The 25,286-nt window shown below is 39.1% G+C and carries 22 protein-coding genes and 2 riboswitches; of the genes, 3 read left to right on the top strand and 19 right to left on the bottom strand.

All coding sequences use genetic code 11. From position 1 onward, the window contains the following. Positions 1-10: 10 nt before the first annotated feature. The 18 genes from CD001_RS07530 to betB form a co-directional block, all read right to left on the bottom strand. Positions 11-649 (bottom strand): histidine phosphatase family protein, encoded by a 639-nt coding sequence (locus tag CD001_RS07530; RefSeq protein ID WP_096186907.1) that lies wholly within the window; start codon positions 647-649, stop codon positions 11-13. Next, positions 601-1,362, bottom strand: coding sequence for an adenosylcobinamide-GDP ribazoletransferase (gene cobS / locus CD001_RS07525; protein ID WP_096186906.1), 762 nt, complete (start codon positions 1,360-1,362; stop codon positions 601-603). The genes CD001_RS07530 and cobS overlap by 49 nt, the downstream gene beginning before the upstream one ends. Beyond that, positions 1,359-1,898: a bifunctional adenosylcobinamide kinase/adenosylcobinamide-phosphate guanylyltransferase gene (locus CD001_RS07520; RefSeq protein WP_096186905.1), complete on the bottom strand. Its 540-nt coding sequence runs from the start codon at positions 1,896-1,898 to the stop codon at positions 1,359-1,361. Before CD001_RS07520 ends, cobS begins: the two co-directional genes overlap by 4 nt. Next, on the bottom strand, positions 1,895-2,980 hold the full coding sequence (cobD, locus tag CD001_RS07515; RefSeq protein WP_096186904.1) for a threonine-phosphate decarboxylase CobD: 1,086 nt from the start codon (positions 2,978-2,980) through the stop codon (positions 1,895-1,897). The genes CD001_RS07520 and cobD overlap by 4 nt, the downstream gene beginning before the upstream one ends. Positions 2,981-2,997: 17 nt before the next feature. Continuing rightward, the gene (gene cbiB, locus CD001_RS07510; RefSeq protein WP_096186903.1) at positions 2,998-3,990 is read right to left on the bottom strand and encodes an adenosylcobinamide-phosphate synthase CbiB; all 993 of its coding nucleotides are present in this window, start codon (positions 3,988-3,990) and stop codon (positions 2,998-3,000) included. Next, positions 3,977-4,696, bottom strand: a complete 720-nt coding sequence (locus CD001_RS07505) for an adenosylcobinamide amidohydrolase (protein WP_096186902.1) — start codon at positions 4,694-4,696, stop codon at positions 3,977-3,979. Before CD001_RS07505 ends, cbiB begins: the two co-directional genes overlap by 14 nt. A gap of 116 nt (positions 4,697-4,812) precedes the next feature. Next, positions 4,813-5,829 (bottom strand): ABC transporter substrate-binding protein, encoded by a 1,017-nt coding sequence (locus CD001_RS07500; RefSeq protein ID WP_096186901.1) that lies wholly within the window; start codon positions 5,827-5,829, stop codon positions 4,813-4,815. Between the two features lie 172 nt (positions 5,830-6,001). Then, positions 6,002-6,191: riboswitch (cobalamin riboswitch) on the bottom strand. 193 nt (positions 6,192-6,384) lie between these two features. After that, entirely contained in the window at positions 6,385-7,443 is a 1,059-nt protein-coding gene (cobT, locus tag CD001_RS07495; RefSeq protein ID WP_096186900.1) for a nicotinate-nucleotide--dimethylbenzimidazole phosphoribosyltransferase, read from the bottom strand. Further along, a complete protein-coding gene (locus tag CD001_RS07490; RefSeq protein WP_096186899.1) occupies positions 7,415-8,962 on the bottom strand; it encodes a cobyric acid synthase in 1,548 nt (515 codons plus the stop codon). Before CD001_RS07490 ends, cobT begins: the two co-directional genes overlap by 29 nt. Further along, positions 8,955-10,337, bottom strand: coding sequence for a cobyrinate a,c-diamide synthase (locus tag CD001_RS07485; RefSeq protein WP_096186898.1), 1,383 nt, complete (start codon positions 10,335-10,337; stop codon positions 8,955-8,957). The genes CD001_RS07490 and CD001_RS07485 overlap by 8 nt, the downstream gene beginning before the upstream one ends. A gap of 22 nt (positions 10,338-10,359) precedes the next feature. Beyond that, on the bottom strand, positions 10,360-10,911 hold the full coding sequence (locus CD001_RS07480; protein WP_096186897.1) for a cob(I)yrinic acid a,c-diamide adenosyltransferase: 552 nt from the start codon (positions 10,909-10,911) through the stop codon (positions 10,360-10,362). Between the two features lie 173 nt (positions 10,912-11,084). Further along, on the bottom strand, positions 11,085-12,251 hold the full coding sequence (ltrA, locus tag CD001_RS07475) for a group II intron reverse transcriptase/maturase (RefSeq protein WP_096186806.1): 1,167 nt from the start codon (positions 12,249-12,251) through the stop codon (positions 11,085-11,087). Positions 12,252-13,208: 957 nt separating this feature from the next. After that, positions 13,209-13,389: riboswitch (cobalamin riboswitch) on the bottom strand. Between the two features lie 456 nt (positions 13,390-13,845). Next, positions 13,846-14,607 carry an ABC transporter ATP-binding protein gene (locus CD001_RS07470; RefSeq protein ID WP_096186896.1) on the bottom strand — a complete coding sequence of 254 codons (762 nt, stop codon included), beginning with the start codon at positions 14,605-14,607 and terminating at the stop codon, positions 13,846-13,848. Beyond that, positions 14,604-15,404, bottom strand: a complete 801-nt coding sequence (locus tag CD001_RS07465; protein ID WP_096186895.1) for an ABC transporter ATP-binding protein — start codon at positions 15,402-15,404, stop codon at positions 14,604-14,606. The genes CD001_RS07470 and CD001_RS07465 overlap by 4 nt, the downstream gene beginning before the upstream one ends. Continuing rightward, positions 15,401-16,171 carry a nickel transporter permease gene (nikC, locus tag CD001_RS07460; protein ID WP_407081141.1) on the bottom strand — a complete coding sequence of 257 codons (771 nt, stop codon included), beginning with the start codon at positions 16,169-16,171 and terminating at the stop codon, positions 15,401-15,403. Before nikC ends, CD001_RS07465 begins: the two co-directional genes overlap by 4 nt. A gap of 74 nt (positions 16,172-16,245) precedes the next feature. Then, on the bottom strand, positions 16,246-17,190 hold the full coding sequence (nikB, locus tag CD001_RS07455) for a nickel ABC transporter permease (RefSeq protein WP_407081140.1): 945 nt from the start codon (positions 17,188-17,190) through the stop codon (positions 16,246-16,248). A gap of 4 nt (positions 17,191-17,194) precedes the next feature. Continuing rightward, on the bottom strand, positions 17,195-18,697 hold the full coding sequence (gene nikA / locus CD001_RS07450; protein WP_096190523.1) for a nickel ABC transporter substrate-binding protein: 1,503 nt from the start codon (positions 18,695-18,697) through the stop codon (positions 17,195-17,197). A gap of 461 nt (positions 18,698-19,158) precedes the next feature. Beyond that, a complete protein-coding gene (betB, locus tag CD001_RS07445) occupies positions 19,159-20,631 on the bottom strand; it encodes a betaine-aldehyde dehydrogenase (RefSeq protein ID WP_096186892.1) in 1,473 nt (490 codons plus the stop codon). Between the two features lie 273 nt (positions 20,632-20,904). Here betB and cudC point away from each other — a divergent pair, with 273 nt between their 5' ends. Beyond that, positions 20,905-21,456, top strand: a complete 552-nt coding sequence (gene cudC / locus CD001_RS07440) for a choline uptake/conversion transcriptional regulator CudC (RefSeq protein WP_096186891.1) — start codon at positions 20,905-20,907, stop codon at positions 21,454-21,456. 175 nt (positions 21,457-21,631) lie between these two features. Beyond that, positions 21,632-22,519 carry a glycine betaine ABC transporter substrate-binding protein gene (locus tag CD001_RS07435; RefSeq protein WP_096186890.1) on the top strand — a complete coding sequence of 296 codons (888 nt, stop codon included), beginning with the start codon at positions 21,632-21,634 and terminating at the stop codon, positions 22,517-22,519. Between the two features lie 102 nt (positions 22,520-22,621). Here CD001_RS07435 and ltrA (CD001_RS07430) read toward each other — a convergent pair whose 3' ends face one another. Beyond that, entirely contained in the window at positions 22,622-23,881 is a 1,260-nt protein-coding gene (gene ltrA, locus CD001_RS07430; RefSeq protein WP_096186889.1) for a group II intron reverse transcriptase/maturase, read from the bottom strand. A 693-nt stretch (positions 23,882-24,574) separates the two neighbouring features. Between ltrA (CD001_RS07430) and CD001_RS07425 the strand changes: the two genes are divergently transcribed. Then, entirely contained in the window at positions 24,575-25,195 is a 621-nt protein-coding gene (locus CD001_RS07425; RefSeq protein ID WP_096186888.1) for an NAD(P)-dependent oxidoreductase, read from the top strand. Positions 25,196-25,286: the final 91 nt, after the last annotated feature.

Raw genomic sequence — 25,286 nt, 5'->3', positions numbered from 1 at the left:
GTTGATTTCACTACCTTTCTTTTTCCTGCGTAGGCACCTCCAACAATGAGTTGCATATCCAAACACCTCCTTCATTGCTTACGGATAATTGAAATGCTTGCCCGGGTCTTACCGGCAACTCCCAAAGTGAAGGGACAGCTTTTAACTTCCATAAAAAATATCGAACAACTCCGCCGTGAGTCATGATAACAATAGGCTTTTGCGTATAATTTATTCTTGCTGTTTCACCATATTGGATTAAATCTTTAAAAAATGAATCCAGTCTCGAGGTGAACTCGGTCCAAGGTTCCCCGTTTGGCGTTGTGTAATTTTCCCAATCATTCAACCAATTTTGATATTCAAGATTAGCTTTTAATTCCTCATATGTTTTCCCTTCCCAATCGCCAAAATTCATCTCTCGTAATCTAGTATCTTCCTTGAACTGTGTTCCTATGCCTAGATAATGAATCGTTTCTTTACAACGCCTTAAATCACTAGTAAACACCGTATGAAAGGATTGCTTTTTTAACTCTCGCTTTAATAGGTTAAGCTTTGATAATTCCCTCTCTGCAAGCCCTATATCGGTATGTCCTAAATATCGCTTTTGTAAATTCCATTCCGTTACCCCATGGCGAATGAGAAGTAGATCCATACTATTGCAAGTCCCCATAACTCTCCTCCTTCAATAACGGTTCCAAGTAAATCCCCATTAATCCCTTTAAAAATATGCTTTACCCATAACCCAAACAAAACAATAAATAGTAGGTAAGCTGGAAATAAAAATAAATAACTTGGTAAAAAAAGAAAAACGACTAAAATAGGTAAAAAAGCGAGAAAAACATCTAAGCTCTTTACATGCTTTTTCCATTCCCAAGCTAGTCCTTCTCGCTTTGCAGTTGGTATCATAACAAGCAACAGTACTGCACTAACCCTGGATAAAGGCAGGATAACGAACAATACATAAATAAGCTCATAGGATATATCCAATATTGTATAAATGAACATCCCTTTCCAAGAAAGTAAAAATACGAGAGCAAGAATACCGAAGCTACCAACGTGCGGGTCTTTCATAATTTGCCACTTTTTTTCTACTGGTGCATTTGAGCCAACCGCATCTGCAACATCCATCCAGCCATCTAAGTGCAAACCGCCTGTCAGCCATACCCACAATGTCATGATTAATAATACAAGCATAACCTCTGGCAAATAAGAGTGAAGGGACAGAGCGATTACCGTGATGATTGTGCCTAAAAGCAAGCCAACAACAGGGTAGCTGCGAAGAGCCCACTTACTTGTCTCCTTATTCCATGGACATGAAAAGGGAATTGGTATTCTTGACAAAAATTGAATTGCCAATAAAAAACCATACATGCTGTTTTTCATCTTCCTTCCCCCTTCCAATAGGTTGGAAGGCCAGCAATCATTTGTATCGCTTGATCTGAATAAAGGATGATCTCTTGATGTAATTTCTCTAGATTATACATATAGTTTTGTACCGTTTGATAAGGAAGTGGAACCCCTTCATTTAAATCATTAGAAACAATAAATAAAACAACCTCTTTCTCCTTTACAATCTCCAGCCACGTATGAATTGTTTCAATTATTTGTTCCAGCGAATCATTTAAATGAAACATTCTATTACTCAACCATATTGTTAAACAGTCGAACAAAACCACATCTCCTTTTTTCGTCCCCAATAAAAATTGTAAGATATCGTTTGGTTCTTCTATCGTTTTCCAATCCTCGCTTCTACGTCGCTGGTGAATGGTAATCCGCTGTTCCATTTCCTTGTCGAGATGATTTGCAGTAGCAACGTAATATAAACAGCTTTCCTTTATCGTACGATACGATTTTTTCGCCAGCTTTTCCGCAAAGCTGCTTTTTCCTGAACGGGCACCACCAGACACAAATATAATCATTGCCTATTTCTCCATTTCTGAAGTTTATCTATTAATTGTTGATTATCTTCTGACGAACGAATGGCAATACGTAAAAAATCACCATTTAACCCCTTAAAATTATGAGTATGTCTCGTTAAGATCCCACTTTTAAATAAGTATTTTAGCAACTCTTCTGTTTCTTCAGGCCTTTTTTTGTCTTGAAGGAGATAAAAGTTTACCTTAGAATCGGACACGTAATAATCTAATTCAGTTAATTTTTTTATAACATGGACAGATTCCTTCGCTAACCATTCGCGCGTTCTTCTCACAAAGCTTCGATCCTTCAGTAACTTAGGAACTGCCTTATCCGCTAATGCATTAATACTCCACGGAAGCTGGCTAGCCTTCATTTTTCCAATGATCGTATCATTCGCTAACACATATCCGATTCGAAGACCCGGTATCGTAAACATTTTCGTTAATGAACGTAATAAAATTAAATTAGCATTGGAGGACAGCCAGCTTGAAAGAGAAAATGTAGGGGAAGGAAGAAAATCTACAAAGGCTTCATCCACCACAATGTAAGTATTCGTTTGGAGCCCTTTTTCAAGGATTTTGTGTAAACTTTCTTCATCAACAACCGTACCAGTAGGATTATTAGGACGGCAGAGAAAAATAACGTCAACACCACTCATTTTATTTAAAATCAGCTGTAGAGGAAGCTGAAATCCATTGCTTCTCTCTAAAAACACGTCTTCCGTATGAATATGATAGTGCTTACAAGCACGTTCATACTCCACGAAGGTAGGCTGTACGATCAACCCTTTACCACCTTCAAATAATTTAGCAGCTAAGAAAATTGCTTCTGCTCCCCCATTTGTAAGGAGCACCTCCTTCTTTGACAGCATTTCATACTCAGATAACGCCGCTTCGGAAATGGAATAGGTTGGGTCTGGATAAACTGTAAGATGATTAAATGAATGAAACATTGCCTCCCTTAACCAGGAGGGAGGACCTAATGGATTTAGGTTGGCACTAAAATCGAGAATTTCTTTCTCCCTATTAATATTAAATAACCCTTTCATTGTTTCTGGTTGTCCCCCATGACTTGGCCACTGCATTCCTTTCACCTCCGCTATCATTTGCTAATGCAAAATGTAATAATGATTAAAAGTAAAACAAATCCAATCCAGCCTCCATGCATATACTGTATTGCTTGTTTAATGTGGGAAACTGTCCGTACCTTCCTCGGCTCCCCCATTGTTTCTTGTTCTGACTTTATACCGTTGTAAAAATTTACACCGCCTAGTTGAATACCAATCAATCCTGCAACCATTGCTTCTGGCCAGCCGCTATTTGGACTGGGGTGCTTCTTAGCATCTCTCCATGTTATATGTATTGCGTCCTTTCTGTTGGAGCCTTTTATGAAAATAGAGGTGAGGAGCATCGTACATGCTGTTATACGGGCTGGAAACCAGTTGATAATATCATCCAGCTTTGCTGAAGCATAACCAAACTTCTCAAACTTCTCATTTTTATAACCTACCATGGAATCCATCGTATTTATTGCTCGATACACCATGGCAAGAGGGGCCCCACCAATCACTGCCCAAAAAAGTGGTGCAGTAATGCCATCTACTGTATTTTCAGCAACGGTTTCTACCGCTCCTCTCACAATTTCACCTTCTTGCAGTTGTTCTGTATCCCGTCCAACTATCATGCTTAACTTCTTTCTTGCCTCCTCCATATTCCCTTGAGTCAACGGCAACCATACATCTATCGCAGTAGAGTACAACCCTTTTATCGCAATAGTTGTTGAAATGAGATATATTTCTACAACTACACCAATGGCAAGGTGGATTTCATATGCAAGATAAATCCCGCCTAAAGTAAGGCTAAAAACAAGACTAAGTACAGTACATGTTAGGAAAAATCCTTTTATTTTCCTTGCATTTCCTTGATTCCATCTCTTTTCTAGGACGGAGATGAGCTTTCCCATCTGAATGACTGGATGGGGAAGCCACATCGGGTCACCAATTATTAAATCTATGACAATAGCAACCAAAATAACGACAGTAATAAAGCCTAATAAACTTAATTCACTAAACAAAAACAAATTATGAAATATCATTTCTTTTTACTCTTTTCACATATTTTTTTACTGCCTTCACGGTTGCTTCATAAACCACTTCTCCAATCCCTTTCCCAACAGGTGTTCCTGAACCTGCATAGGGCGTCCTTTCACCATGCTGTGTTACTGCTAGGAGCAAGCAATCAGTCGATGTCCCGGAAGCTAACGTGTTAGAAAGGGGATCTTTTACTTGAAGGTCTTGAAGTGCTTTTACTTTTCCTTCTGTTGCTGACATTATCCCGTTTACAAGTGCCCCGTCATTAAAATGGGCATCAATGAACACCATCGTATTAATCGTGCCTATTTTTACATCTTTTCTTGCCTCGTCCTTAGAAGATATATCTACCGCATTTCCTACCCCAGCAGTAACTACTGCCATAATGGAAATGTCATCCATATGCTTTGTAGAAACAACCATATCTTCTAACTTTACGGCAGTCATCATTCCAACAGATTGTTCATGGTTAATGTGATACTTTTTCATCCAACTGTAAATGTCCTTTGCAGGTTCAGAACAATTGTAGTGCTTCTCTACATGAAAGTTACAAAAGTGTTTGATCCATTGTATCCCTTCCCCGATTACTCCATTCGATATGGTACGTAGAGGGTGATTGAATTGTAGGTGAATGTAGTTTTCATTTTGTTCTATCGAAAAAGATTGAGAAAAATTCATCGACTTATTTGTCTCTTTATAATTAGGTGTCATGGTTTATTTCGCACCCTTTCTAATTCGCTCCTCACACTCACACTGCTTACTAATAGACCAAGGAGGGTGTACCTAGTACAAACCCTCCACTGAATACATAAAGCAAAACAAATTATTTACTGGAAAATTTCCGGGTAGATGAGATTTGCAAGAGTTTCCACTCCTTCGATTAATCGCGGTCCTGGTCGAACTACTGTATCACTTTCTACATCGAAAATTTGCTCATTTTTTACAGCAGGTACTTCTGTCCATCCATCACGAGAGGATACTTCACCTTTAAGATCTTCTGAATGGTAGGTTGTTATAATTACATCTGGTTGAAGTTGGACAGTTTCTTCTTCTGTTAAATTTACCCAACCCTCATGATCTTCTGCTACATTAATTGCTTGGATCGATTCTAGCATTTCATGCATAAATGTCCCTTTTCCTGTTGTATAAATATCTGGGGCAGGAGAAACCTCTACCCATACCCTCTTTTTGTCCGTAATATCTTCTACCTTTTCCTTTACTGTCTCATGACGTTCCTTCATGTCAGAAATAATTTCTTCTGCTTCAATAGACCTCCCTGTCGCTTTTCCGATTAAAGCAATAGACTTATATACTTCATCGAAGCTGGATTTACTTCCTATGACAACTACATTGATACCAACCTCTTCAAATTGAGATAAAACTTCACCATGATTATCATAATGATAGTCTGTAACAAGAGCAATATCCGGAAGAAGGTCTACAATGAGTTCCGCATTCATATCTTGTCCGCCAACATTTTCAACGGATAATGCTTCCTCAGGATAATTACAAAAATCAGATACCCCTACCATTTTATCCCCTAAGCCAAGTGCAAATGAAATTTCTGTAATACTTGCTTGAATAGAAACGATACTTTGCGGTTCTTCTTCAATCGTCATTTCATTTCCCGCATCATCAACAATGGTTACTGGAAACTGTACCTCTAGTTGCTCAGCTGTTTCCTCCGATTGACCTTCTCCCTCTGCTTGTTCAATTTCATTTTCCTGAGTAATAGCATTAGCTGGCTCTTCTTCATTAGGTTCACCACAAGCAGCTAATAATACGATCGTCAGGAAAAGTATAATACTTGCTACTCCCCCATTTTTTAAGATATGTTTCGTCATTTTTATTTCCTCCTTAATTCGCCCACAAAAAAAACGCTAATCCTAAAGGAAAAGCGGTGAATGTAAATGCACATATGTATATATCGACTGTCTTTGATTTGACAGCACAACAGACGAGTAATTTATTATTCATAAACTACTATGTACGTTTAAACATCCTTTTCCTCGAAGGAGCTTAAAAACAATCTTGGCAGGTCTCCTGACTTACGAATCATCAGTTAGCTACTCCTTCCCATGATTTCTCACAGTGGAGAGTTATTAGCTTACCTCAACGTTTACAGTGGCGGGACCGTGTTGGACTTTCACCAACTTCCCTTTTCATCTTACATTGTATGTAAGAAACCAAGTTGTTCTATATTCGTTTTTTTGTTCTGAAGATAAGTATAAAGTAGGGCTATTTTTTTGTAAATATTTTAAATGTTGATTTTATCCTGAATCGGTGATAATAGATGTTGATATGCCTTCCATCTGCTCGCTTTTCGCGGGCACGGCTACATGAGTAGATGTCGAACTTGTGCTTTGGAGTGAAAGCGTCCACCAGTAACGGATTCAGGTTTATGTTTCATTTTCTGTAACTCCAGCAGATGAAAAAGTAGCCATGCTTTGTAATATTTTCACAGAGGAATTAAGAAGTGGGAAAGCAAAAGCTGCACCTGTCCCCTCCCCAAGCCTTAACTGTAAATCAAGTATTGGTTTACTCTCTAACATCTCTACAGCGGTTTGATGTCCTTTTTCCTCTGATTGATGGCCAATAATTATATAATCTTTGACATGTTTACATAGCTTTACCGCCACTAGAGCTGCAACAGTACTGATAAAGCCATCAACTAAAATGGGTATTTTTTTACTGGCTGCGCCTAATATAGCTCCGGTCATTCCTGCAATCTCTAAACCTCCTACTTTAGCTAGTATATCAAGGACATCTTCTTGATTTGGTTTTCGGTTCATTATTGCTCTTTGGATAATCTCTTCTTTATGTTTTCTTTGTTCTTCTGATATTCCCGTCCCTGCTCCAACAACCGAACTTATATTGCTTTGTGAAAGAACCGCTAGGATCGCACTGCTGCTAGTAGTATTTCCAATACCCATTTCACCTGGAATGATACATTTCGCACCATCCTGGATCAGTTTGATTGCGACGTCCATTCCTACCTCTATAGCGTCAACAGCTTCCTTTTTGCTCATAGCATCTTCATATAAAAAGTTAGCTGTCCCGTTACGTATTTTTTTCATTACTAGCTTTTCATTATCGATAGAACTACAAATACCAACATCTACAGTTTGTAGCATTGCCCCAATTTGTTCTGCAAGAACATTAATGGCAGCTCCCCCTTCTAAAAAATTATGTACCATTTGAGAGGTTACTTCTTGAGGATAGGATGACACCCCCTCCGCTGCTATACCATGATCTGCAGCAAACACTATTATTGCTGGCGGATAGACAACAGGAAAGCTGTTGGAAGTAATTTCACCTAGTTGAACTGCTAGTGATTCTAATCTTCCTAAGCTTCCTTTTGGCTTTGTTAATGTATGTAAATATGCCTGAACATCATTTCCTTTAACCGTATCTACCGGTTGAATAGCTTCAATTATCTCTCTCATTTGCCACTTCATATCCTTTTGTCCCCTTACTTTGCTGATGATACTCATCCATTTTTCTATAAATCTCATCTAGTTGAATATTTTCTCTAACTACTTTTGCTAAGCGGTCAAAGGCTTCCTCTCTCTTTTTGGAAAAATCCACCCTTTCTATAATCGGATTTAATCCTTTATTAGCTCTTACTTCATTGATAAATACTTCTCTGAAAAGGTCATTATGAAAAATCCCATGAAAATAAGTTCCGATAATTTTATTATCCTTACTCATAAATCCATCGTTCTTTTCTTTTATTTGAACGAAGGGATCACAAGCCTTCTCATAATCAGATTCCCCCATATGAATTTCATAGCCTTTAACAGACATATCTTTCCCCTTATATGTAACAAGTCCTTCCGATAAAGTGGTTGTTTTTTTCGCTTTGATGGATGTTTTCATTGGGATAAGCCCTAATCCACTCGTCTTTTGCCTCGAGGATTCCACCCCCATCCTATCTTCAATATCATTTCCAAGCATTTGGTATCCACCACAAATCCCGAAAATGAATTTTCCTTCTTGAGCCAGCTCTAAAATACGATTTGCCAAACCACTGTTATGTAAAAACACCATATCTTTAATCGTATTTTTACTTCCAAGTAGAATAACAATATCTGGATTTCCTATTTCTTCAGCACTTTTTACGAAGCGAACATGACAATCGAGCTCTTCAAAAAAGGGATCAATATCAGTAAAGTTTGAGATAAAAGGGTACCTGATAACTGCAATATCAATGTCCTTAGACGTGTCCTCCTTTGATGTATATTGACTTAAGACAACAGAGTCTTCTGCTTCAATCATTAAATTATCGATATAAGGTATAACTCCAAGTATGGGTACTCCTGTATATTCCTCAAACCAAGACAACCCCGGTTCTAATAAGGATACATCTCCTCTGAACTTATTAATAATGACACCTATAACTCTATGACGATCTTGTTTTTCCAGGAGCTGTAAAGTGCCTACTAAACTTGCAAATACTCCTCCTTTCTCAATATCACCTACTAATATAACAGGGGAATTGGTCATTCGAGCTACTCGCATATTTACAAGCTCTCTATCATTTAAGTTAATTTCAGCGGGGCTCCCTGCCCCTTCAATGACGATGCGTTCAAAATTATTTTTAAGTCTTGTATAAGACTCTTCAATCAGCTTAATACCTTGATCATAAAAGCTTGTCCGGTAATCTCCAGCTTTCATATTTTTATATACTTTTCCATGTACCACAATTTGAGACTTATAGCTACCACTAGGTTTAATTAAAATTGGATTCATATCTGTCGTTGCAGTGGTCCCTGCAGCTTCTGCTTGAACACCTTGTGCGCGGCCAATTTCCTTTCCATCTACAGTAATGTAGGAATTCAAGGCCATATTTTGTGATTTAAAGGGGGCTGTTAAATAACCATCCTGTGCAAATATCCGACATAACGCTGAAACAATGGCACTTTTTCCAGCATCGGAATGTGTACCTTGAATCATAATAGGAATTGCTTTAGACATGGGATTTCCTCCACTCCAAACATTTTGTTATCCAATTCTCTACGATCGTAGTGCAGGACGCAAAATGAATATGTGTATATCCAGCAACAACATTTTCATGGAGGTATCCTTCCTTTTGAGTCCCTCGCATACCTATTGTTTCATAAGCAACCGGCATTTCTTCCTTGAGCATTGAGTGAAAAGTAGAATAATGAAACTCATGTCCCTTCGCCGTTTCTCCTTCTCTTAAAAGAAAATTTCCTTTTTCTCCAGCAATTTCTCGATAGCCAATGGCAGCTAATCTTGTTTCCATTCTTACAACCCCTGGAATAACCCCAACCATAGGGTGTGATTTTTCGTCTAGCGTGGTGATGGACTCACATAAATACATAAACCCACCACATTCCGCAAAGGTTGGCAAGCCCTTTTCAATGGCTCTTTTAATGGAAAGATGAACCTCTGTTTGCTCAGATAATTTAGCAGCATATTCCTCCGGAAAGCCTCCACCTATGTAAAGTCCATCCGTGTTTGTGGGAAGTAACTCTCCATTTAATGGTGAAAAATAGGTTAGGTCTGCACCATATGCTTTTAACAGCTCTAAATTTTCCTCATAATAAAAATTAAATACCTTATCACGGGCAACAGCAATCCTAACTTGCGTAGGTTTTTCCTGCTTAAATAAACTAGAATCTTTTAATCTTAAAGGAGTTGTTTCCGCTAATTCATAAAGTTGAGTCATATGAACGGATTCTATGACTAGTTCCCCTAGCTTCGTAAGAAAAGAATCTAATTCTCCCCTTTCAATTGAGGGAATTAATCCTAAGTGACGTTCTGGCATTTCAATATTCATTGCATAGTTTAAATATCCGATAACAGGAATGTTGCACTCCTGTTCAACTGCTTTTTTTATTAACTGAAAATGACCTTTCCCACCAACTTTATTTGCAATGACACCTACTATATTTACATCATTGGAAAGTGCTTGAAACCCACGGACAATCGCTGCAGCGCTTCGTGCCATCCCTGAGCAATCGACCACTAATATAACAGGACTATCTGCCAGCATACTTACCTCTGCTGTACTTCCTTCATTGCTAGTCGGATCCTTTCCATCGTAAAATCCCATTACTCCTTCAATAATAGATATATCCGCTCCTTCCTCACCTCGGTGTAAAACCTCTTTTAAAACGGAGGAAGATAGCATCCAACTATCTAAATTACGTGAGCGCCTACCTGTTACTGCCGTATGATAAGATGGATCAATATAATCAGGACCACATTTAAAGCCTTGAACGATGTACCCCATTTGTTGAAGGGCAGACATTATACCAATGGTTACGGTCGTTTTTCCAACATTACTGCCTGTCCCTGCTATTACTAATCGGCGATTAGACATTTATAGGACCTCCATTTACACGTTAATACTCGATTCCCTTTACAGCAGGAATTCCTTCGTCATAATAATGCTTTTCAGGTTCAATAACTGATACGAGATCTGCTAGTTCTTTTATTTTCTCGTTTGCATCTCTTCCCGTAATGACGAGATGAACATGAGGAGGTTTGTTTTTGATTAAGTCCACTACCTCCTGCAGGGGCAAAACATCATCAATTGGAAATTGATTTATTGCAAGGGCATTGTTTAATTCATCTAGAATAACTAACTCATATTCCCCACTCATGACAGCTTCTCGTGCGAGCGGCCAACCTTTTTTTAGAGCATCTCTATGTTCTTCAGGTGTTTTTGTCCATGTAAAGCCAATTCCAAGTTGTATAATATCTATTCCTAGCTTTTTCATAGCGATTTTTTCTCCATATGTTCTTTCTGGTGACTTTATAAATTGGTATATTTTCACGTTCAATCCTCTACCAATAGCTCTTAAAGCCAGTCCTATTGCGGACGTCGTTTTCCCCTTTCCATCACCTGTATAAACGAACGTTAATCCCCTCTGTTTTTCTTTACGTTTATTCATTTTAATACCTCCAGTAAATTTGATCTTATACTGTGAAAATAAAGTAGAGTAGGACGAGGGCTTTCGCCCTCGGACCCCTCATCAAACCGGACGTGCAGATTTCCCGCATCCGGCTTTCCCTTCGTTAGTTCCCCATACCCGGGAGTGAGTTAGAGATTAATTTCACTCTTAAGTTAGGAACGAGCGGTGAGAAGACTTTCCAACGAAATCAGTCCTGATTTTTCGAAGAACTTGTTCGGTATTCTTTGGTTCGATAGTGTTGACTTCTTCTTCCTCATGAAGGCACGAAGCCTCATGCGAATCCATTCATCAAGTCTTTGGAACTTCTTTTTAGTATTTCCAATGCCGAAGTAGTTTCCGAAACCTCTGATGGTTTGGTTTAATCTTGAAATCACTTGCTCAAGATTCTTCCCTTGTTGTCTTCTTGTGAGAAGCCTGATGTTCTTTTTGAATTTCATCATTCTTTTCTCCGGAAGAACGAGAAAGTCTTTCCAGAATTCAAACCCTAGAAAACGGAAACCTTCATCGAAGTGAACCACTTTTGTTTTCTCTGGATGCATGGTCAGATCTAGATTCTGTTCTATGATTTTCTTTGCTAAGTTATGTGCCTTCTGTGATTGCTTCTTCGTCTTGCACATAATTAAAGCATCATCTGCGAAACGAACAACGGGGAACCCTGCCTTTTTCATCTCCCAATCAAATTCGTCCAAGTAGATGTTGGCTAATAGCGGTGAAATCACTCCGCCCTGTTGGGATCCTTTCTCAGAATCATGAAACTGATCACCTTCCATGATTCCGACTGTTAACCATCCTTCGATTAAGTCTAGAATTCGCCCATCAGCGATTTTTCCTCTCACCTTTTCCATCAACTTGTCATGGGGGATGGTGTCAAAATAAGCTTGAATATCTAGATCAACGACGTATTCGTATCCCGCCTTTTTCGCTCTTATGACTGTATCAAGTGCTTGATGTTGCGAGTGTCCGATTCGGAACCCGTAACTATGAGGATAGAAGTCTCGGTCAAATAGTGGCTCAATCATTTGACGAACAGCTTGTTGGACAATACGATCGCGGATGATTGGGATTCCTAGCGGTCGTTTTTCCCCGTTATCTTTTAGAATATAATGTCTTAGAGCCGGAGTAGGTTCGTAACGTTTTTCCTTTAGTAGCCGTTGAATCTCTTCGAGATTCTGCTTCAGGTTGACGTCAAACCATTCGATGGTTACACCGTCGATTCCTGCACTTCCCTTGTTCGCTTTCACCTTTTTCCAAGCATCATGTAGATTTGTCATGGTGTACACTTTATCGATAATGGAATAATATTTACGCGTTGGTGTCATTGTTATCACCACCTTCTGCGCTTCTCACCACATTGGTCTTATGTCCGCTACAGAGAATGACTCCTTTCTGTTTCCATCAAGTCAGAAATGCGTGTCTAGGATGTCCCAATCGCTCCTTTTCTTCCTTGTGTACTCAGGTCGCCGGTTCCCTCTTCCTCGCGTGGGTTTCACGGTTGGCAAGGTCGCACCTACTCGGGAGACCTCTTTTCATTAAGGCGCTTACATTATCCACTCACGTTCATTCACAATGTTAATGAAGTTAGATTCCTTCGCCTCCATCATCCGGCTTTTGGCCTGATGGTGGGTGAAGCGACCAGCGCTTCCTCGTTTGAGTTTTATCCTCCCTCCTGTTGCCAGAGTTCATTGGCTCAAACTTCGTCACTACTACGAATCTATCCGCCACCTGCAGTGTCATCGGTTTGGTTTTCCCCTTTGGGTTATACCTCCCCTACCTCCGTATGTTTACACGAAGGAACCTACAGTGCTTCCCCCGGTCATCACACCTTCTGTTCCATCCATCCTGACCCTAATCACGTCAGTGGGCTTTATAGGTCATGTCCCTTTCGTATTTTCCTATAAAGTGTGCGTCTGCACAGGTTTCCCCGTTTTGATGGCGGGTCACCCAACACTGCCGCCACCTCTGGTTCACATTTTGTTCCGGGCTGGACTTTGCCTGCAGACCTTTCAGATCCCCCTTCTCAGAGGGCACCCTGTCCATCCTTCTCATTAGAGGGAGGATGTTGCTTCGGCTACAGTACTTTAAAGGGTAAAGTTACTGAGTGGATTTGAACCACTTAGACTGTGTGACTGCGGGGCACACATAAAAACGCCTTTCTTCTTAGAAAGACGTTAAGGGTAAAATGAGATTACGATATAACCAGGAAAAGCCCTAAGTTAGAACCTCTATTTAAAAAAGTTTAAACACTTTTTCCCTTAAGCATCCTTTTCCTCGAAGAACACGAAAGTAACAAATAGGCAGGTCTCCTGACTTACGTCTCTACTACCCCTTCCCATACTATACGTACAGTGGTTTTCGGTAGCTTTAGTTAACGATTACAGTGGCGGGACCGTGTTGGACTTTCACCAACTTCCCTTTTAACCTTTATACAATAAAGGCACCTACTTGTTTTTAATATTAAAAACCTAACATTTTAATTGTAACTCTAAAGTGATAGGGTTAGCTAGTAGTTTTTAGATGACATCTGTTATCTCTTCCTTTAGCCAACTCCCACACTTGATCCATTAATAACTTTTCATGTTTCTTCTTAGTTAAAATAATGAGTTTTTTGCTACTGTGAATAGACTTCTAATATCATACTCAGAATTTTATAGAGTTTACTACGTAAGATCTCCTTGTTCTAACGCTTTAATCATTTCTGTTTGGAATTCATCAACCGCAAAATTACAGGAATAGCCGTATTGTTTTTAATTCCACCAAAATGACGCTTCCGTAAATGTAGGATCACTTTACGAAAACGTCCTATCGATTGAAACTTACCCTCATTGCATAAAATGCTGTAAATCTAAATTTTGCCTTAACTTCTTTAACGAGATTTTCTATTTCTAATGAGATTCCGTTAGTAAAATGTTTACATCAATAGATCGAAACTAGTTCTTTCGTATAAGGATGACGACTCTTATCTAATAAATGCTGCTGATTAAACTGGTCGACAATCTCACCATCTTTCATCACCATCATACGCTGGCTCACACGATTCACAGCGGCTAAATCATGGGAGATAAACAAATAAGATAGATTCAAGTTTTTACGAAGGTCCGTCAATAATTGTAGAACACCATCTTGGGAGACGACATCTAAACTTGCTGTCGGTTCATCAAGGATGATGAGTTCCGGTTCAATACTAATTGCACGAGCAAGCGTCACTCGTTGACGTTGTCCTCCACTTAACTCATGTGGGTATCGATCCGCTAAGTTCGTTGGAAGCTCGACAGCTTCTAACAGTTGCTTCATATAAGCATCCTTTGACTCATACGAGAAGTACGCAAGACTCAATTCATTGCTGTACTGTGCATATGGATCAATGAGAGAATCTTTAATCTTAAGTTTAGGGTTCAAGGCAGCTGTTGGATTTTGAAAAACGATTTGTATATCTTTACGATAAGGCTTCAGTTGACGTTCAGTTAGCTTTTCGAGTGCCGTTCCATTAAAGTTGATTCTGCCACTATCAATGGACTCAATGCGAAGCAAACAACGAGCAAGTGTACTTTTTCCAGAGCCACTTTCTCCTACAAGGGCAAGGCACTCCCCTTTGTTTAAAACAAAGTTCACGTTAGAAATAACAGGCTTTGCTTTATCGTATGATTTTGTTAACTCTTCAACGGTGAGTAGGTTCATAACTTGCTCTCCTTATCTAACCCAGATGGCATCCCTTTGTCTAAAATAGGGGCTGCTTTTATTAATTGTTTTGTATATTCGTGTTTCGGATGGTCAAGAATCCGATGTTTCCCCCCTGATTCAACTATTTTACCGTCCTTCATAATCGCTAAACGGTTCGCATATCGCCTAACGTGGCGCCAATCATGAGTGATAAATAAAATGGAACAACCCATTTCCTTTTGTTTTTTGGCTAACATCTCTAATACCCGGTGTCCTGATACACTATCAAGTGCTGTTGTAATCTCATCAGCAATGACTAAATTAGGAGAGAGTAGTAGAGAAATTGCGATTGCAGCCCTTTGAAGTTGTCCTCCACTAAGTTGAAAAGGATAACGATGATAATACACTTCAGTTAACCCAACAGATTCAAGGGCCTCTATCGCCTTGTCATAGCGTTTTCTTTTTAAAGGAACACCATGGACTTTTAAGTATTCATCAAAATGTTGACCAATTTTTCTAAATGGTGTAAATGAGCCTTGATAATCTTGAAAAATATAAGACAATTCTTTGCCACGAACAGTTCGAATCTCTTTATCCGACAGTTTAAGCAAATCTTGTTCTTTGAACATAACACTGCCTTCTACATATAAGTGAGAAGGCAACATCTGCCCAATGCTTTGAGAAAGAATACTTTTGCCGCTGCCACTTTGTCCAACTAATGCATACCAGTCTCCTTCACGGATAGAAAGAGAGACTTGGTCTACGATCTTTTTCTTTTGACTGCGAATGGTCATTTCATTCATCGATAAAATCATTGTTGTACCTCTTTCTTTACATCAAAGCGATCTCTTAAATAATCTCCTAACATATTCGTAACTAAGACAACGAGTACGATAGCAAGTCCAGGGTAAACCATCAATTCTGGCTTCGAATCAAAATACGAACGGGAATCATTTAACATTGCTCCCCATTCAGGCATAGGTGGTTGAGCACCTAGACCAATATATGAAAATGCAGAGATAAGTAAAATAATTTTCCCTAAATCAAGACTTGCCATGACTAGAACATGGCCAATGATATGCGGAAATAAATGTTTCGTCATAATTTTTCTAGCAGGCAATCCATTAATGTGAGCAATGAGTATATACTCTTTTTGAGCTTCTGATAAAACAGTACTTCTTACTAACCTAGCATAATTCACCCATTTGACTAAAATAATAGCGAGGATTAAATTACTAATACTAGGTCCAAGCAACCCTACTAATACAATGGCAACGATTGTGTCCGGAAATGCTAGAAACCCATCAGCCATTCTCATAAATAACCGGTCAACGATGCCTCCCTTATAGCCAGCGATGATACCAAAGGGAACTCCAATGATCACAGCTGCAAAAAGTGCTAGTAAACTGTAGCCGATTGTCTGTTGCCCCCCAAGCAAAAGACGAGTTAACACGTCCCTCCCTAAATGGTCAGTACCAAGCGGATGTTGCATACTCATGCTTTGAAGCGTGCCACCTAGATTTGTTAAATATGGATCATGTTTTAAAATGAAAAAAGCATAGATGACACTGATTAATATCATGACAAAGAAAATAATGCCGATGCTTACTTGTATCGTTTGTTTTCTTTTCTTTGGAAAACGTACAGCGAACCTACTCATCGTTTTGACTCTCTTTCTTTTATTTTCAGTTCCGGATTTAAATAGCGGTAAGAAAGATCCACACATGTATTTACGATAAACACGATCACAGCCATAATTAAAATGTACCCTTGGATGAGAGGATAGTCGCGTTGACGAATCGCATCAACGACCATTTTACCAATCCCAGGATAAGCGAACAATACTTCTATCACAACCACTCCACCTATTAAGCTTCCGAAACTAACACCAAAAACAGTAATAACAGGAGGTAGGCTGTAACGAAAGGCGTGAGCGAAGAAAATACGATATTCAGGCAATCCTCTTGCTCTACCTGCTCGGATAAATTCCTGATTAAATGAATCTAGTAAACTAGATCGAAGTAAGCGAACATAAACACTCGAAATGGCTAACCCAAGTGTTAATGCTGGCAAAATTAATGTCGAGTAGCCGTCCCTACCCATGGTAGGAAACCAATTTAAACGGACGCTAAATAAGTCAATAAAAATGAGACCAAGCCAAAAACTTGGTACTGCTGCTCCTATAATGGAAAGGATACGACTCAATTGGTCGATCCAACTATCTCGATAAAGTGCGGACAAAGATCCAAGTGGAATAGCGACCAAAAACATCACTAGCATGGTTCCAAACGTTAATTCAAGAGTAGCAGGAAGACCTCGTAAGATCATTTCCATGACAGGTTGTCCAGTCACATATGACGAACCAAAATCAAGTTGAACAAAGTTCATAAGCCAATGCCCGTATTGAACGAGGAGGGGGTTATTGAACCCCATTTCCTCTCTCAATTGTTCTACTTGTTCCTGGCTCACTGATAATTCATCAACATTTAATATCGTTAACACTGGGTCACCAGGTGCTAATCGAACAAACAAAAAACTAGCAAAAGTAATCAATAATATGAAAACTAGCACTTCAAAGAATTTACGAGTGACGATTCGCAGCAATTTACTTCACATCCAGTTTATTCGTAATCATATAATATTCGCTTCGAGTCGTTTCCCAATTTTTCACTTTATTGTCGTTATAAGCAACAATTGTCGATGGATGCAATACAAATGAATTAATGACGTTCTCGTTCACATAGTCTGCTGCTTGCTCCGCAAGTATAGCTCTCTCTTCCTGGTTAACTGTTTGATTAAGTTCATCGATCATTTCCGTAAGTTCTTCTTCTTCGGCCCCACTAAAGTTGAGCGCTCCTTTTGGATGATACGTTGCATTTAAATAATATCCAGCATCTCCACGAGGAGCCGTCAAATTACTATAAGTAGCTATATCCCAATCACGATTAGATGCCATATATTCTTCTGGAATATCAATTTGTTTAATTTCTACATCGATACCTATTTGTTTCGCATCCGATTGAAACACTTCTGCAATTAGAGGGAGATCTGCTCTTGCCGGATACGTTAAAAGCGTAAGTGTAAGAGGTTCTCCATCCTTTTGCATCATTCCATTTTCAAGTGTATAACCCGCTTCCTCCAAATACTCGACTGCGACATCAGCACCGCTTGGGCGTTGCTCGTATGTTGGAGCAAATGGAAGACTCGGTAGAAACGGACCAACAGCAACTTCCGCATGCCCTAGTAAAATAGTGTCGACAATTTCTTGACGATCAATTAACGCATCAACAGCACGACGTACATTCACATCTTTCAAGCTTTCGCGTTGCACGTTCATCGTCATTTGATGAACTCGAAACGTTGCCGTTGACTCTACATGAATACCTTCTTCTTGTTCTAAAGTTTCTAAGCTCTCAACCTCTGGACGATACACAATATCAACTTGACCAGATCTTAGCGCAAGAGAACGCGCATTGGCATCTTCATTAAAAGAAAATGTGACTCCATCTAAGTTACTAGCCCCGTCCCAATAATGATCATAGCGAGTTAGCTCAAGTCGACTTCCTGGTACAAATTCTTCTAATTCAAACGGCCCTGTCCCTATTGGTCTGTTCAAAACATCCTCTTCTGACACATCAATAATTGAAACGTTCGGATTTACAAGTTCTGATATAAACTCTGGAAAAGGTTCAGTTGTTGTGATTTCTAATGTATGACCGTCAGCTTTGATCTCATCAATTTTCAAAGCATTTCTCATTGCGACGCTTTCGTCAATCGCTCTTTCCAACGAAGCTTTTACAGCGGCTGCATCCATCTCTCTACCATTATGAAAGGAGACATCTTCTCGAAGCTCAATAGTCCAATTGATGCCATCTTCCCCTTCCCAGCCTTCCGCTAACCACGGCTCGACTGTTAAATTTTCTTCATCTAAACGAACTAAAGTTTCGGTAATTCCAGCTCTTAGTGGAACATAACTAGTATCGACGTGTGGATCCAAAGAATTTGTCGAGAAATTGTATAGAAAATGAATATGTTTATCTTCTCCATTACTATCCTCATCGCTTGCTGCGTCTGAACCACCACAACCAGCTAGTAAACTAATAAACATGTACAAAGCAACAAATGAAAATATACGTTTCTGCTTCTGTATGTATAATAAAAGATTACTTTTTTTCAAGGGAACTCCTCCTAAATAGAAATCATTACGATTTGCATTATATCGTAATGATTCCTATTTATCAAACTATAAGAACAACATATCAGTCATAGTCGCATTTACTATATTTTCATTCATTAATAAAAGGTTCTGAATTCCTAATTGAACAATTACTAGAGTTCTAATACCAAACATTTGCACCATCACTCCATAAAAAAAGAGGAAATCGTATAAATGATGAACCGATTTCCCCTGTAATCCTATATAAATCCACTATTTTTTGATTTAAAAGCCAAATATCCTAATCAAGCACAATACTTTCGAAAGAACAAGTCAGTTAATTGAAAGATAATCCATTTGCTTTATATCGGGACAGTCCCGCTTACTAGAAAAAGAAAACACAAGATTGATAGCTAGAACCAGTTAATAGGTTCAGGTTTAAGGTTTTGAAAGATATGCTTTGTTTCTGTATATTCTTCAATACCTAGTCTTCCTAGTTCACGTCCAATCCCAGACTGCTTAAATCCACCCCATGGTGCATGTGGGAAGTAAAGGTTGAATTCATTAATCCAAACAGTACCCATGCGCATCTTTGCTACACAACGTTCAGCTTTTGCAATGTCATTTGTCCAAACGCCACCAGCCAGTCCATAGATAGAGTCATTAGCAAGCTTTACTGCTTCCTCTTCTGAACGGAATTTCTCAACCGTAATAACAGGACCAAAAGCTTCATCTTGAACAATGCTCATGTCTGTTGTGCAGTCTGTGAAAATAGTCGGTAGGTAGAAAAATCCATCTTGTAGTTCTGGATCTTCTGGACGGTTTCCACCAACTGCTAATGTAGCACCTTCTTTAATACCTGTTTCAACATACTCTTCTACTTTCACAAGGTGCTCAGCTGAAATAAGTGGACCCATTTGTGTATCTTCGTCAAATCCACTTCCAAGCTTAAATTTTTTCACTCGCTCAACAAGTGCATGAACGAACTCATCATGAATACTTTCTTCTACAATTAGTCTTGTACCAGCAGAACAGATTTGTCCTGCGTGGAAGAATACCCCGTTTAATGCTTGGTCAACAGCTGTCTCAAAATCTGCATCAGCAAAGATAATGTTAGGGTTTTTCCCGCCAAGTTCAAGTGCAAGTTTCTTTACGTTACTGCTAGCCGCTTGCATAATTTTCTTCCCAGTAACAATTCCACCTGTAAAGGAGATAAGGTCCACATCAGTGTTACTAGATAATTCTGCACCTACCGTGTTACCAGCACCAAGTACTAGGTTAGCAACACCAGCAGGCACTCCCGCCTCTTCCATTAGTTCGAATACTTTTATAGTAGTAAGTGGTGTAATTTCACTTGGCTTCATGATTAACGTATTTCCTGTCGCAAGTGCTGGAGCTAATTTCCAAGACGCTTGAAGTAATGGATAATTCCACGGTGTAATTTGACCACAAACACCTACTGGTTCGTGAACCACTTTACTAATAGAGTTTGGCACTGGAGAATCAATCAGCTCGCCGCCATTTTTATCTGCAAGCTCTGCATAATAACGAAATACGCCAGCAATATCAACCATGTCTCCACGGCTTTCTTCTACGGTTTTACCCGTATCTAATGATTCTAATCTAGCAAGCTCTTCTTTATCTCTTTCTATTAATTCAGCAATCTTCCTTACGATCGCCCCTCGCTCTGTTGCTGGAGTTGAAGACCATTCTTCATTATCGAATGCTGCTCTTGCTGCAGCGATTGCTTCTTTTGTATCAGATTCATCACCTTCTGGGACAGTAGCAATCACTTCCTGGTTAAAAGGATTAATAATTTCACGCGTATTACCTGAGTTTGCACCTACCCACTTACCATTAATGTATTGTTGTTGTTTTATATTCATATCTATCAACTCCAATTTCTTAAATGTATTAAGTTTGTTAAAAATATATTTAATATTTCGAATGATAACATGTCTTTTTATGGCTGTCAAAGATAACTGTATAACATAAAAGTTTAGAAAGACCTAAAATTGATTACGAAGTTAATAGCCATTGCAATTAGTTAAAATGACGTTTTCCATTTGACATTTCATCTGAATTCGGTAACATAAAGTTTGTAAAAAATATTTTAAAACCATTTAATATAATTCACTTTATATTGAAGGAGTGACTTTATGAGTGAACCTACTGAAAATTCCAGAATCAAAATAGAAGAAGCAAAAGATAAAGTCATTGGTGCCATTGCAGAGACAATGGATTTATATGGTGTAACACCAGCTGCTGCAAATTTATATGCAACAATGTACTTTAAAGATCAAATGACTCTTGATGAAATGCGTACAGAGCTTGAAATGAGTAAACCGAGTATGAGTACTAGTGTCCGCAAACTGCAAGAAATAGAAATGGTGAAAAAAACATTTACACGCGGTTCTAGGAAACATACCTATGTAGCAGAGAAAAATTTCTTCCGTTCATTTATGGTGTTTTATTGTCAAATGTGGGAACGGGAAGTAAAAATGAATATGGAAGCAATTGAGGAAGCACAAAAAGACTTAATAGATGCCATAAAGGATTCCACTAGCACACCAGAAACTGTTGCTGAGGCAAAAAAATACTATGATCAATTAGAAGAATCTAAAACATACTATCACTGGTTGGAAGACTTAGTTTCAAGTATAAAAAATGGTAAGATATTTGAGTTTTTACCAAAAGATCAGCAAGATTAATTTGAAAAGAAGTTATTAGGTATTCTATATATGCTATAGACTATCTAGCAAATAAAATGTTTCACATATCCCATCTAAGATAGGATATGTGTTAGCATAGTTATAACGTTAAATTTTTTCTTAACATATTTAACGTTTGTAATATATAAAATTATAGAAAAAGGGGATTTTCAACATGCACCAATGGAAAAAGGAACTTAGTTTAATATTAGCGTTGCTAATAGTTGCTGTACTGACAGCATGCGGAGACGCTAGTGATGGAACAAGTAGTGAACAAGAAGGTACAAAAGCAGAAGATATAACGATTGCCCAAATTAGCTGGGCTGAAAATATTGCAGTAACAAATATGTGGAAAGCAATTTTAGAAGATAAAGGTTATAACGTGGAGTTAAACTTATTGGAAATGGGTTTTACGATGGAGGCTTTAGAAAGTGGTGAACTAGATGCTAGCTTAGAAATATGGTTACCAGTCCAAGATGCAAATTATTTAGAGCAATATCAAGATACTGTTAATTTCTCAGAATCTACTTGGTTTGATAATGCAAAAGTAGGACTTGTTGTTCCAGCCTATTTAGAAGAAGTTAATAGTATAGAAGATTTAAATGAGCATAAAGAACTTTTTAATGGAGAAATTACTGGTTTTGATTCTGGCGCAGGTACGATGGAAGTGACGGAACAATTAATTGAAGATTATAATCTTGAGTTTGAACTACTGCCAAGCTCTGAACCTGCGATGTTAGCTGAGATTGGAAATGCGGTTGAAGATGAAGAACCAATCGTGGCACCACTTTGGACTCCACACTGGGTATTTTCCAGTTATGACTTAAAATTCCTAGAGGACCCACAAAACATCTACGGCGGTGTAGAAAAAATTCACCACGCAACAAGACATGGATTTGAAGATGATTATCCAGAAGTGAGCGAGTGGTTTAATAATTGGAAGATGGATGACCAAGAAATTGGCGAACTAATCGACTATGTAGAGAGTACCGAAGACCCTCTTGATGGAGCTAGAAAATGGATTGAAGAGAATCAAGAATTGATTGATGAATGGGTAAAATAAAAGTCTAAGTGAATAATAGAAAAAATAATCGAGTAGGAGGGGGTGACTAACCCCCGACCTCTCACACCACCGTGCGTACCGTTCGGTACACGGCGGTTTCATTTAAGTCCAACGTAACGATTGATATCTCAAAAGTAGACTTTTAAGCCCTTGATTATTCCAATATCGGTTATCAAGGGCTCTATCTAATATAGGACTTTTAGCTATACGCCAGTATCCTAGTCTAGAATTAGCCCACTCCCATGCCTGTTGTTCATTGATTCCTTGCTTCCTAAGATTCTTTTGTTTCGTTTTAATCTTCTTCCACTCTTTCCATCGAATCATCCTCAACCTTCTTCGAAGCCAACCATCAATCCTTTTAAAGACTGAGGTAGTTTCGGCTAGTTGATAATAGCCCATCCAACCGATCAGATAGCGGTTGATTTTCTCTATCCTCTCCCCCATAGAAATTGACCATTTCCTCGAGGTGAGTTTTCGTATTCTCAGTTTAAAACGTTGAATACTTTGCTTGGATACTCTAATTTTCGGTTGTTTAATGTTGTTGGTGAAAGTGAAGCCTAGGAATGTTCTTCTCCATGGTCGGTCTACTGCACTCTTCTCTTTGTTCACCTTCAGTTTGTGTTTCTTCTCAATTAGCGTTGTAATACTTTCCATTAGCCGTTCACCTGCTCTTCTAGAGCGGACGTAGATATTACAATCGTCGGCATAGCGTACGAAGGCAAGACCTCTTTCCTCCAGTTCCTTGTCAAGTTCGTCTAGAACAATGTTAGACAGGAGGGGACTAAGCGGTCCTCCTTGCGGAGTCCCTTCAGTATTAGGACTGACAAGGCCTTTCTCCATCACACCAGATTGAAGATACCTACGTATCAACCTAAGTAGTATGGGGTCATCCACTCGATAACTTATTGTTCTCATTAATCTATCATGGTTTACCTTATCGAAGAATTTCTCTAGGTCAATGTCCACGACCCAGCGACAACCCTCTTTAATATACCCCCTAGCTTGTCGAACAGCGTCGTGAGCACGTTTGTCTGGTCGGAACCCAAAACTTTTGGTGGAGAATGTTGGGTCATAAGCCTCACTCAGTGTTTGTGCAATAGCCTGTTGTATGAAACGGTCTATCACAGTCGGGATTCCTAATTTCCTCTTACCTCCACTCGGTTTCGGGATTTCGACTCGGCGAACAGGTGGAGGTTGATAGGTACCACTTTCGAGCTGAGCTCGCAGGGATGCCCAGTGTTCATGAAGATAAGGTCGTAGGTTTTGTACGTTCATCCCATCTACACCGTGACTTCCTTTATTACGCTCCACTCTTTCGAGTGCGCGATTTAAATTTTGCCGTGATAGAACTCGTTCCAACATTCTTATCAATCTCCTACGTGAATTAGATCATCTTCTTGCGTGGTATTACTCTCAGCCCTTCTTATGTCCCCTGTGGGATTCACCACGTCCTCCATTAGGCAGGATTATATGTTTCTGCTTCATTGAGTAATACGTACGCCAAGCGCTAATTCTTCTTAAATGATTCGGCCCGCCCCTTAGATCTCTAGATCATTCAAAGTACTATGGCCTCTGCTGACTCCTGACTGTTCAGCTATTTATCACTAAATAGGTTACCAAGTGAGCTTGGCGTTACAGCCAGGCCTCCCCAGGTAAGAGTGCAATCTTTCCCTCCACCTATCTGCTTCATGTACTCTGTACCACCTTCGGCAGAACGGACTTTGTTTTGTTTAGCAAACTCATCCAGTGATACCTAGCCTCATATGAAGTTCGTGTTCCTCAGACCGGAGGTCTGCCGCTCGCTTCCTTCAGATTCCACGTCACCATGGACACCCTTGCGTTTGGCTAACCACTACTTCTGCCTTCGTGGTTCGGGACTTTCACCCTATAGATTACACCCATGCTGGGCGCACTAAAGAAGTTGGTCTCTCATATTTGGAGAGACTAACTTCTTTTTTATTAGCTCTTTCCAAAAAAATTGCGGCTTTTTATGAATAGAAAAAAACTGATATAGTGTAGGGTAATATTTGTATCCCTAAAAGGAGGTTCTTTCTCATGAATATTTTAATTTTAGGTGCGACTGGACGAGTTGGAGGTCAAATAGTTACTTATGCCCTTCATGACAGACATCATGTTACTGTATTAGTTCGCACTCCAGAGAAGATTCAAATAAATAATGAAAATTTAACTATTATTCAAGGTAATGTTTTAAATAAAGAGGATATCGTACGTGCAATGCATGGGATTGATGTAGTTATTAGTGCACTTAATACTGATGGGACAACTACTTTATCAGAAAGTATGCCACTCATTATCGAAGCAATGGAAAACGAAGGTATACAACGAATTATAACTATAGGAACTGCAGGTATCCTGCAAAGTAGAACCACCCCAGATTCACTGCGTTATCAGTCAAGTGAATCAAAGCGTAAGTCAACCCGTGCAGCGAAAGAACATCATAAGGTTTACTATATACTTAAACAATCAACACTCGAATGGACTATTGTCTGTCCAACGTATTTGCCGGATGGAGAAAGTTTAGGTAAATATCGTGTAGACATTAATTTTTTGCCGGAGGGTGGAGTTAAAATATCCGTACCGGATACAGCAGAATTTACATTTAACCAGATAAAAAGTAGCGATTATATAAAATCACGTGTAGGTATCGCCTACTAATAATATTCTCTTATACTACTCGCTTATTGGACTAACCCGTTTGTTGATTATAAGAAAGGGAGTTGCTGCAACATTCCCTACTCTTAAAAAG

The sequence above is a fragment of the Evansella halocellulosilytica genome, assembly GCF_002335745.1.
In the GTDB taxonomy this organism is placed as follows: domain Bacteria; phylum Bacillota; class Bacilli; order Bacillales; family Salisediminibacteriaceae; genus Bacillus_CA; species Bacillus_CA halocellulosilytica.
Note: the sequence above shows the minus strand (reverse complement) of the source record. Positions and strands in the feature narration are given on the sequence as shown.

Coding starts and splice junctions, on each gene's coding strand:
- CD001_RS07530 (WP_096186907.1), bottom strand. CDS start 649: ATGGGGACTTGCAATAGTATGGATCTACTTCTCATTCGCCATGGGGTA.
- cobS (WP_096186906.1), bottom strand. CDS start 1,362: ATGAAAAACAGCATGTATGGTTTTTTATTGGCAATTCAATTTTTGTCA.
- CD001_RS07520 (WP_096186905.1), bottom strand. CDS start 1,898: ATGATTATATTTGTGTCTGGTGGTGCCCGTTCAGGAAAAAGCAGCTTT.
- cobD (WP_096186904.1), bottom strand. CDS start 2,980: ATGCAGTGGCCAAGTCATGGGGGACAACCAGAAACAATGAAAGGGTTA.
- cbiB (WP_096186903.1), bottom strand. CDS start 3,990: ATGATATTTCATAATTTGTTTTTGTTTAGTGAATTAAGTTTATTAGGC.
- CD001_RS07505 (WP_096186902.1), bottom strand. CDS start 4,696: ATGACACCTAATTATAAAGAGACAAATAAGTCGATGAATTTTTCTCAA.
- CD001_RS07500 (WP_096186901.1), bottom strand. CDS start 5,829: ATGACGAAACATATCTTAAAAAATGGGGGAGTAGCAAGTATTATACTT.
- cobT (WP_096186900.1), bottom strand. CDS start 7,443: ATGAAGTGGCAAATGAGAGAGATAATTGAAGCTATTCAACCGGTAGAT.
- CD001_RS07490 (WP_096186899.1), bottom strand. CDS start 8,962: ATGTCTAAAGCAATTCCTATTATGATTCAAGGTACACATTCCGATGCT.
- CD001_RS07485 (WP_096186898.1), bottom strand. CDS start 10,337: ATGTCTAATCGCCGATTAGTAATAGCAGGGACAGGCAGTAATGTTGGA.
- CD001_RS07480 (WP_096186897.1), bottom strand. CDS start 10,911: ATGAATAAACGTAAAGAAAAACAGAGGGGATTAACGTTCGTTTATACA.
- ltrA (WP_096186806.1), bottom strand. CDS start 12,251: ATGACACCAACGCGTAAATATTATTCCATTATCGATAAAGTGTACACC.
- CD001_RS07470 (WP_096186896.1), bottom strand. CDS start 14,607: ATGAACCTACTCACCGTTGAAGAGTTAACAAAATCATACGATAAAGCA.
- CD001_RS07465 (WP_096186895.1), bottom strand. CDS start 15,404: ATGATTTTATCGATGAATGAAATGACCATTCGCAGTCAAAAGAAAAAG.
- nikC (WP_407081141.1), bottom strand. CDS start 16,171: ATGATATTAATCAGTGTCATCTATGCTTTTTTCATTTTAAAACATGAT.
- nikA (WP_096190523.1), bottom strand. CDS start 18,697: ATGTTTATTAGTTTACTAGCTGGTTGTGGTGGTTCAGACGCAGCAAGC.
- betB (WP_096186892.1), bottom strand. CDS start 20,631: ATGAATATAAAACAACAACAATACATTAATGGTAAGTGGGTAGGTGCA.
- cudC (WP_096186891.1), top strand. CDS start 20,905: ATGAGTGAACCTACTGAAAATTCCAGAATCAAAATAGAAGAAGCAAAA.
- CD001_RS07435 (WP_096186890.1), top strand. CDS start 21,632: ATGCACCAATGGAAAAAGGAACTTAGTTTAATATTAGCGTTGCTAATA.
- ltrA (WP_096186889.1), bottom strand. CDS start 23,881: ATGTTGGAACGAGTTCTATCACGGCAAAATTTAAATCGCGCACTCGAA.
- CD001_RS07425 (WP_096186888.1), top strand. CDS start 24,575: ATGAATATTTTAATTTTAGGTGCGACTGGACGAGTTGGAGGTCAAATA.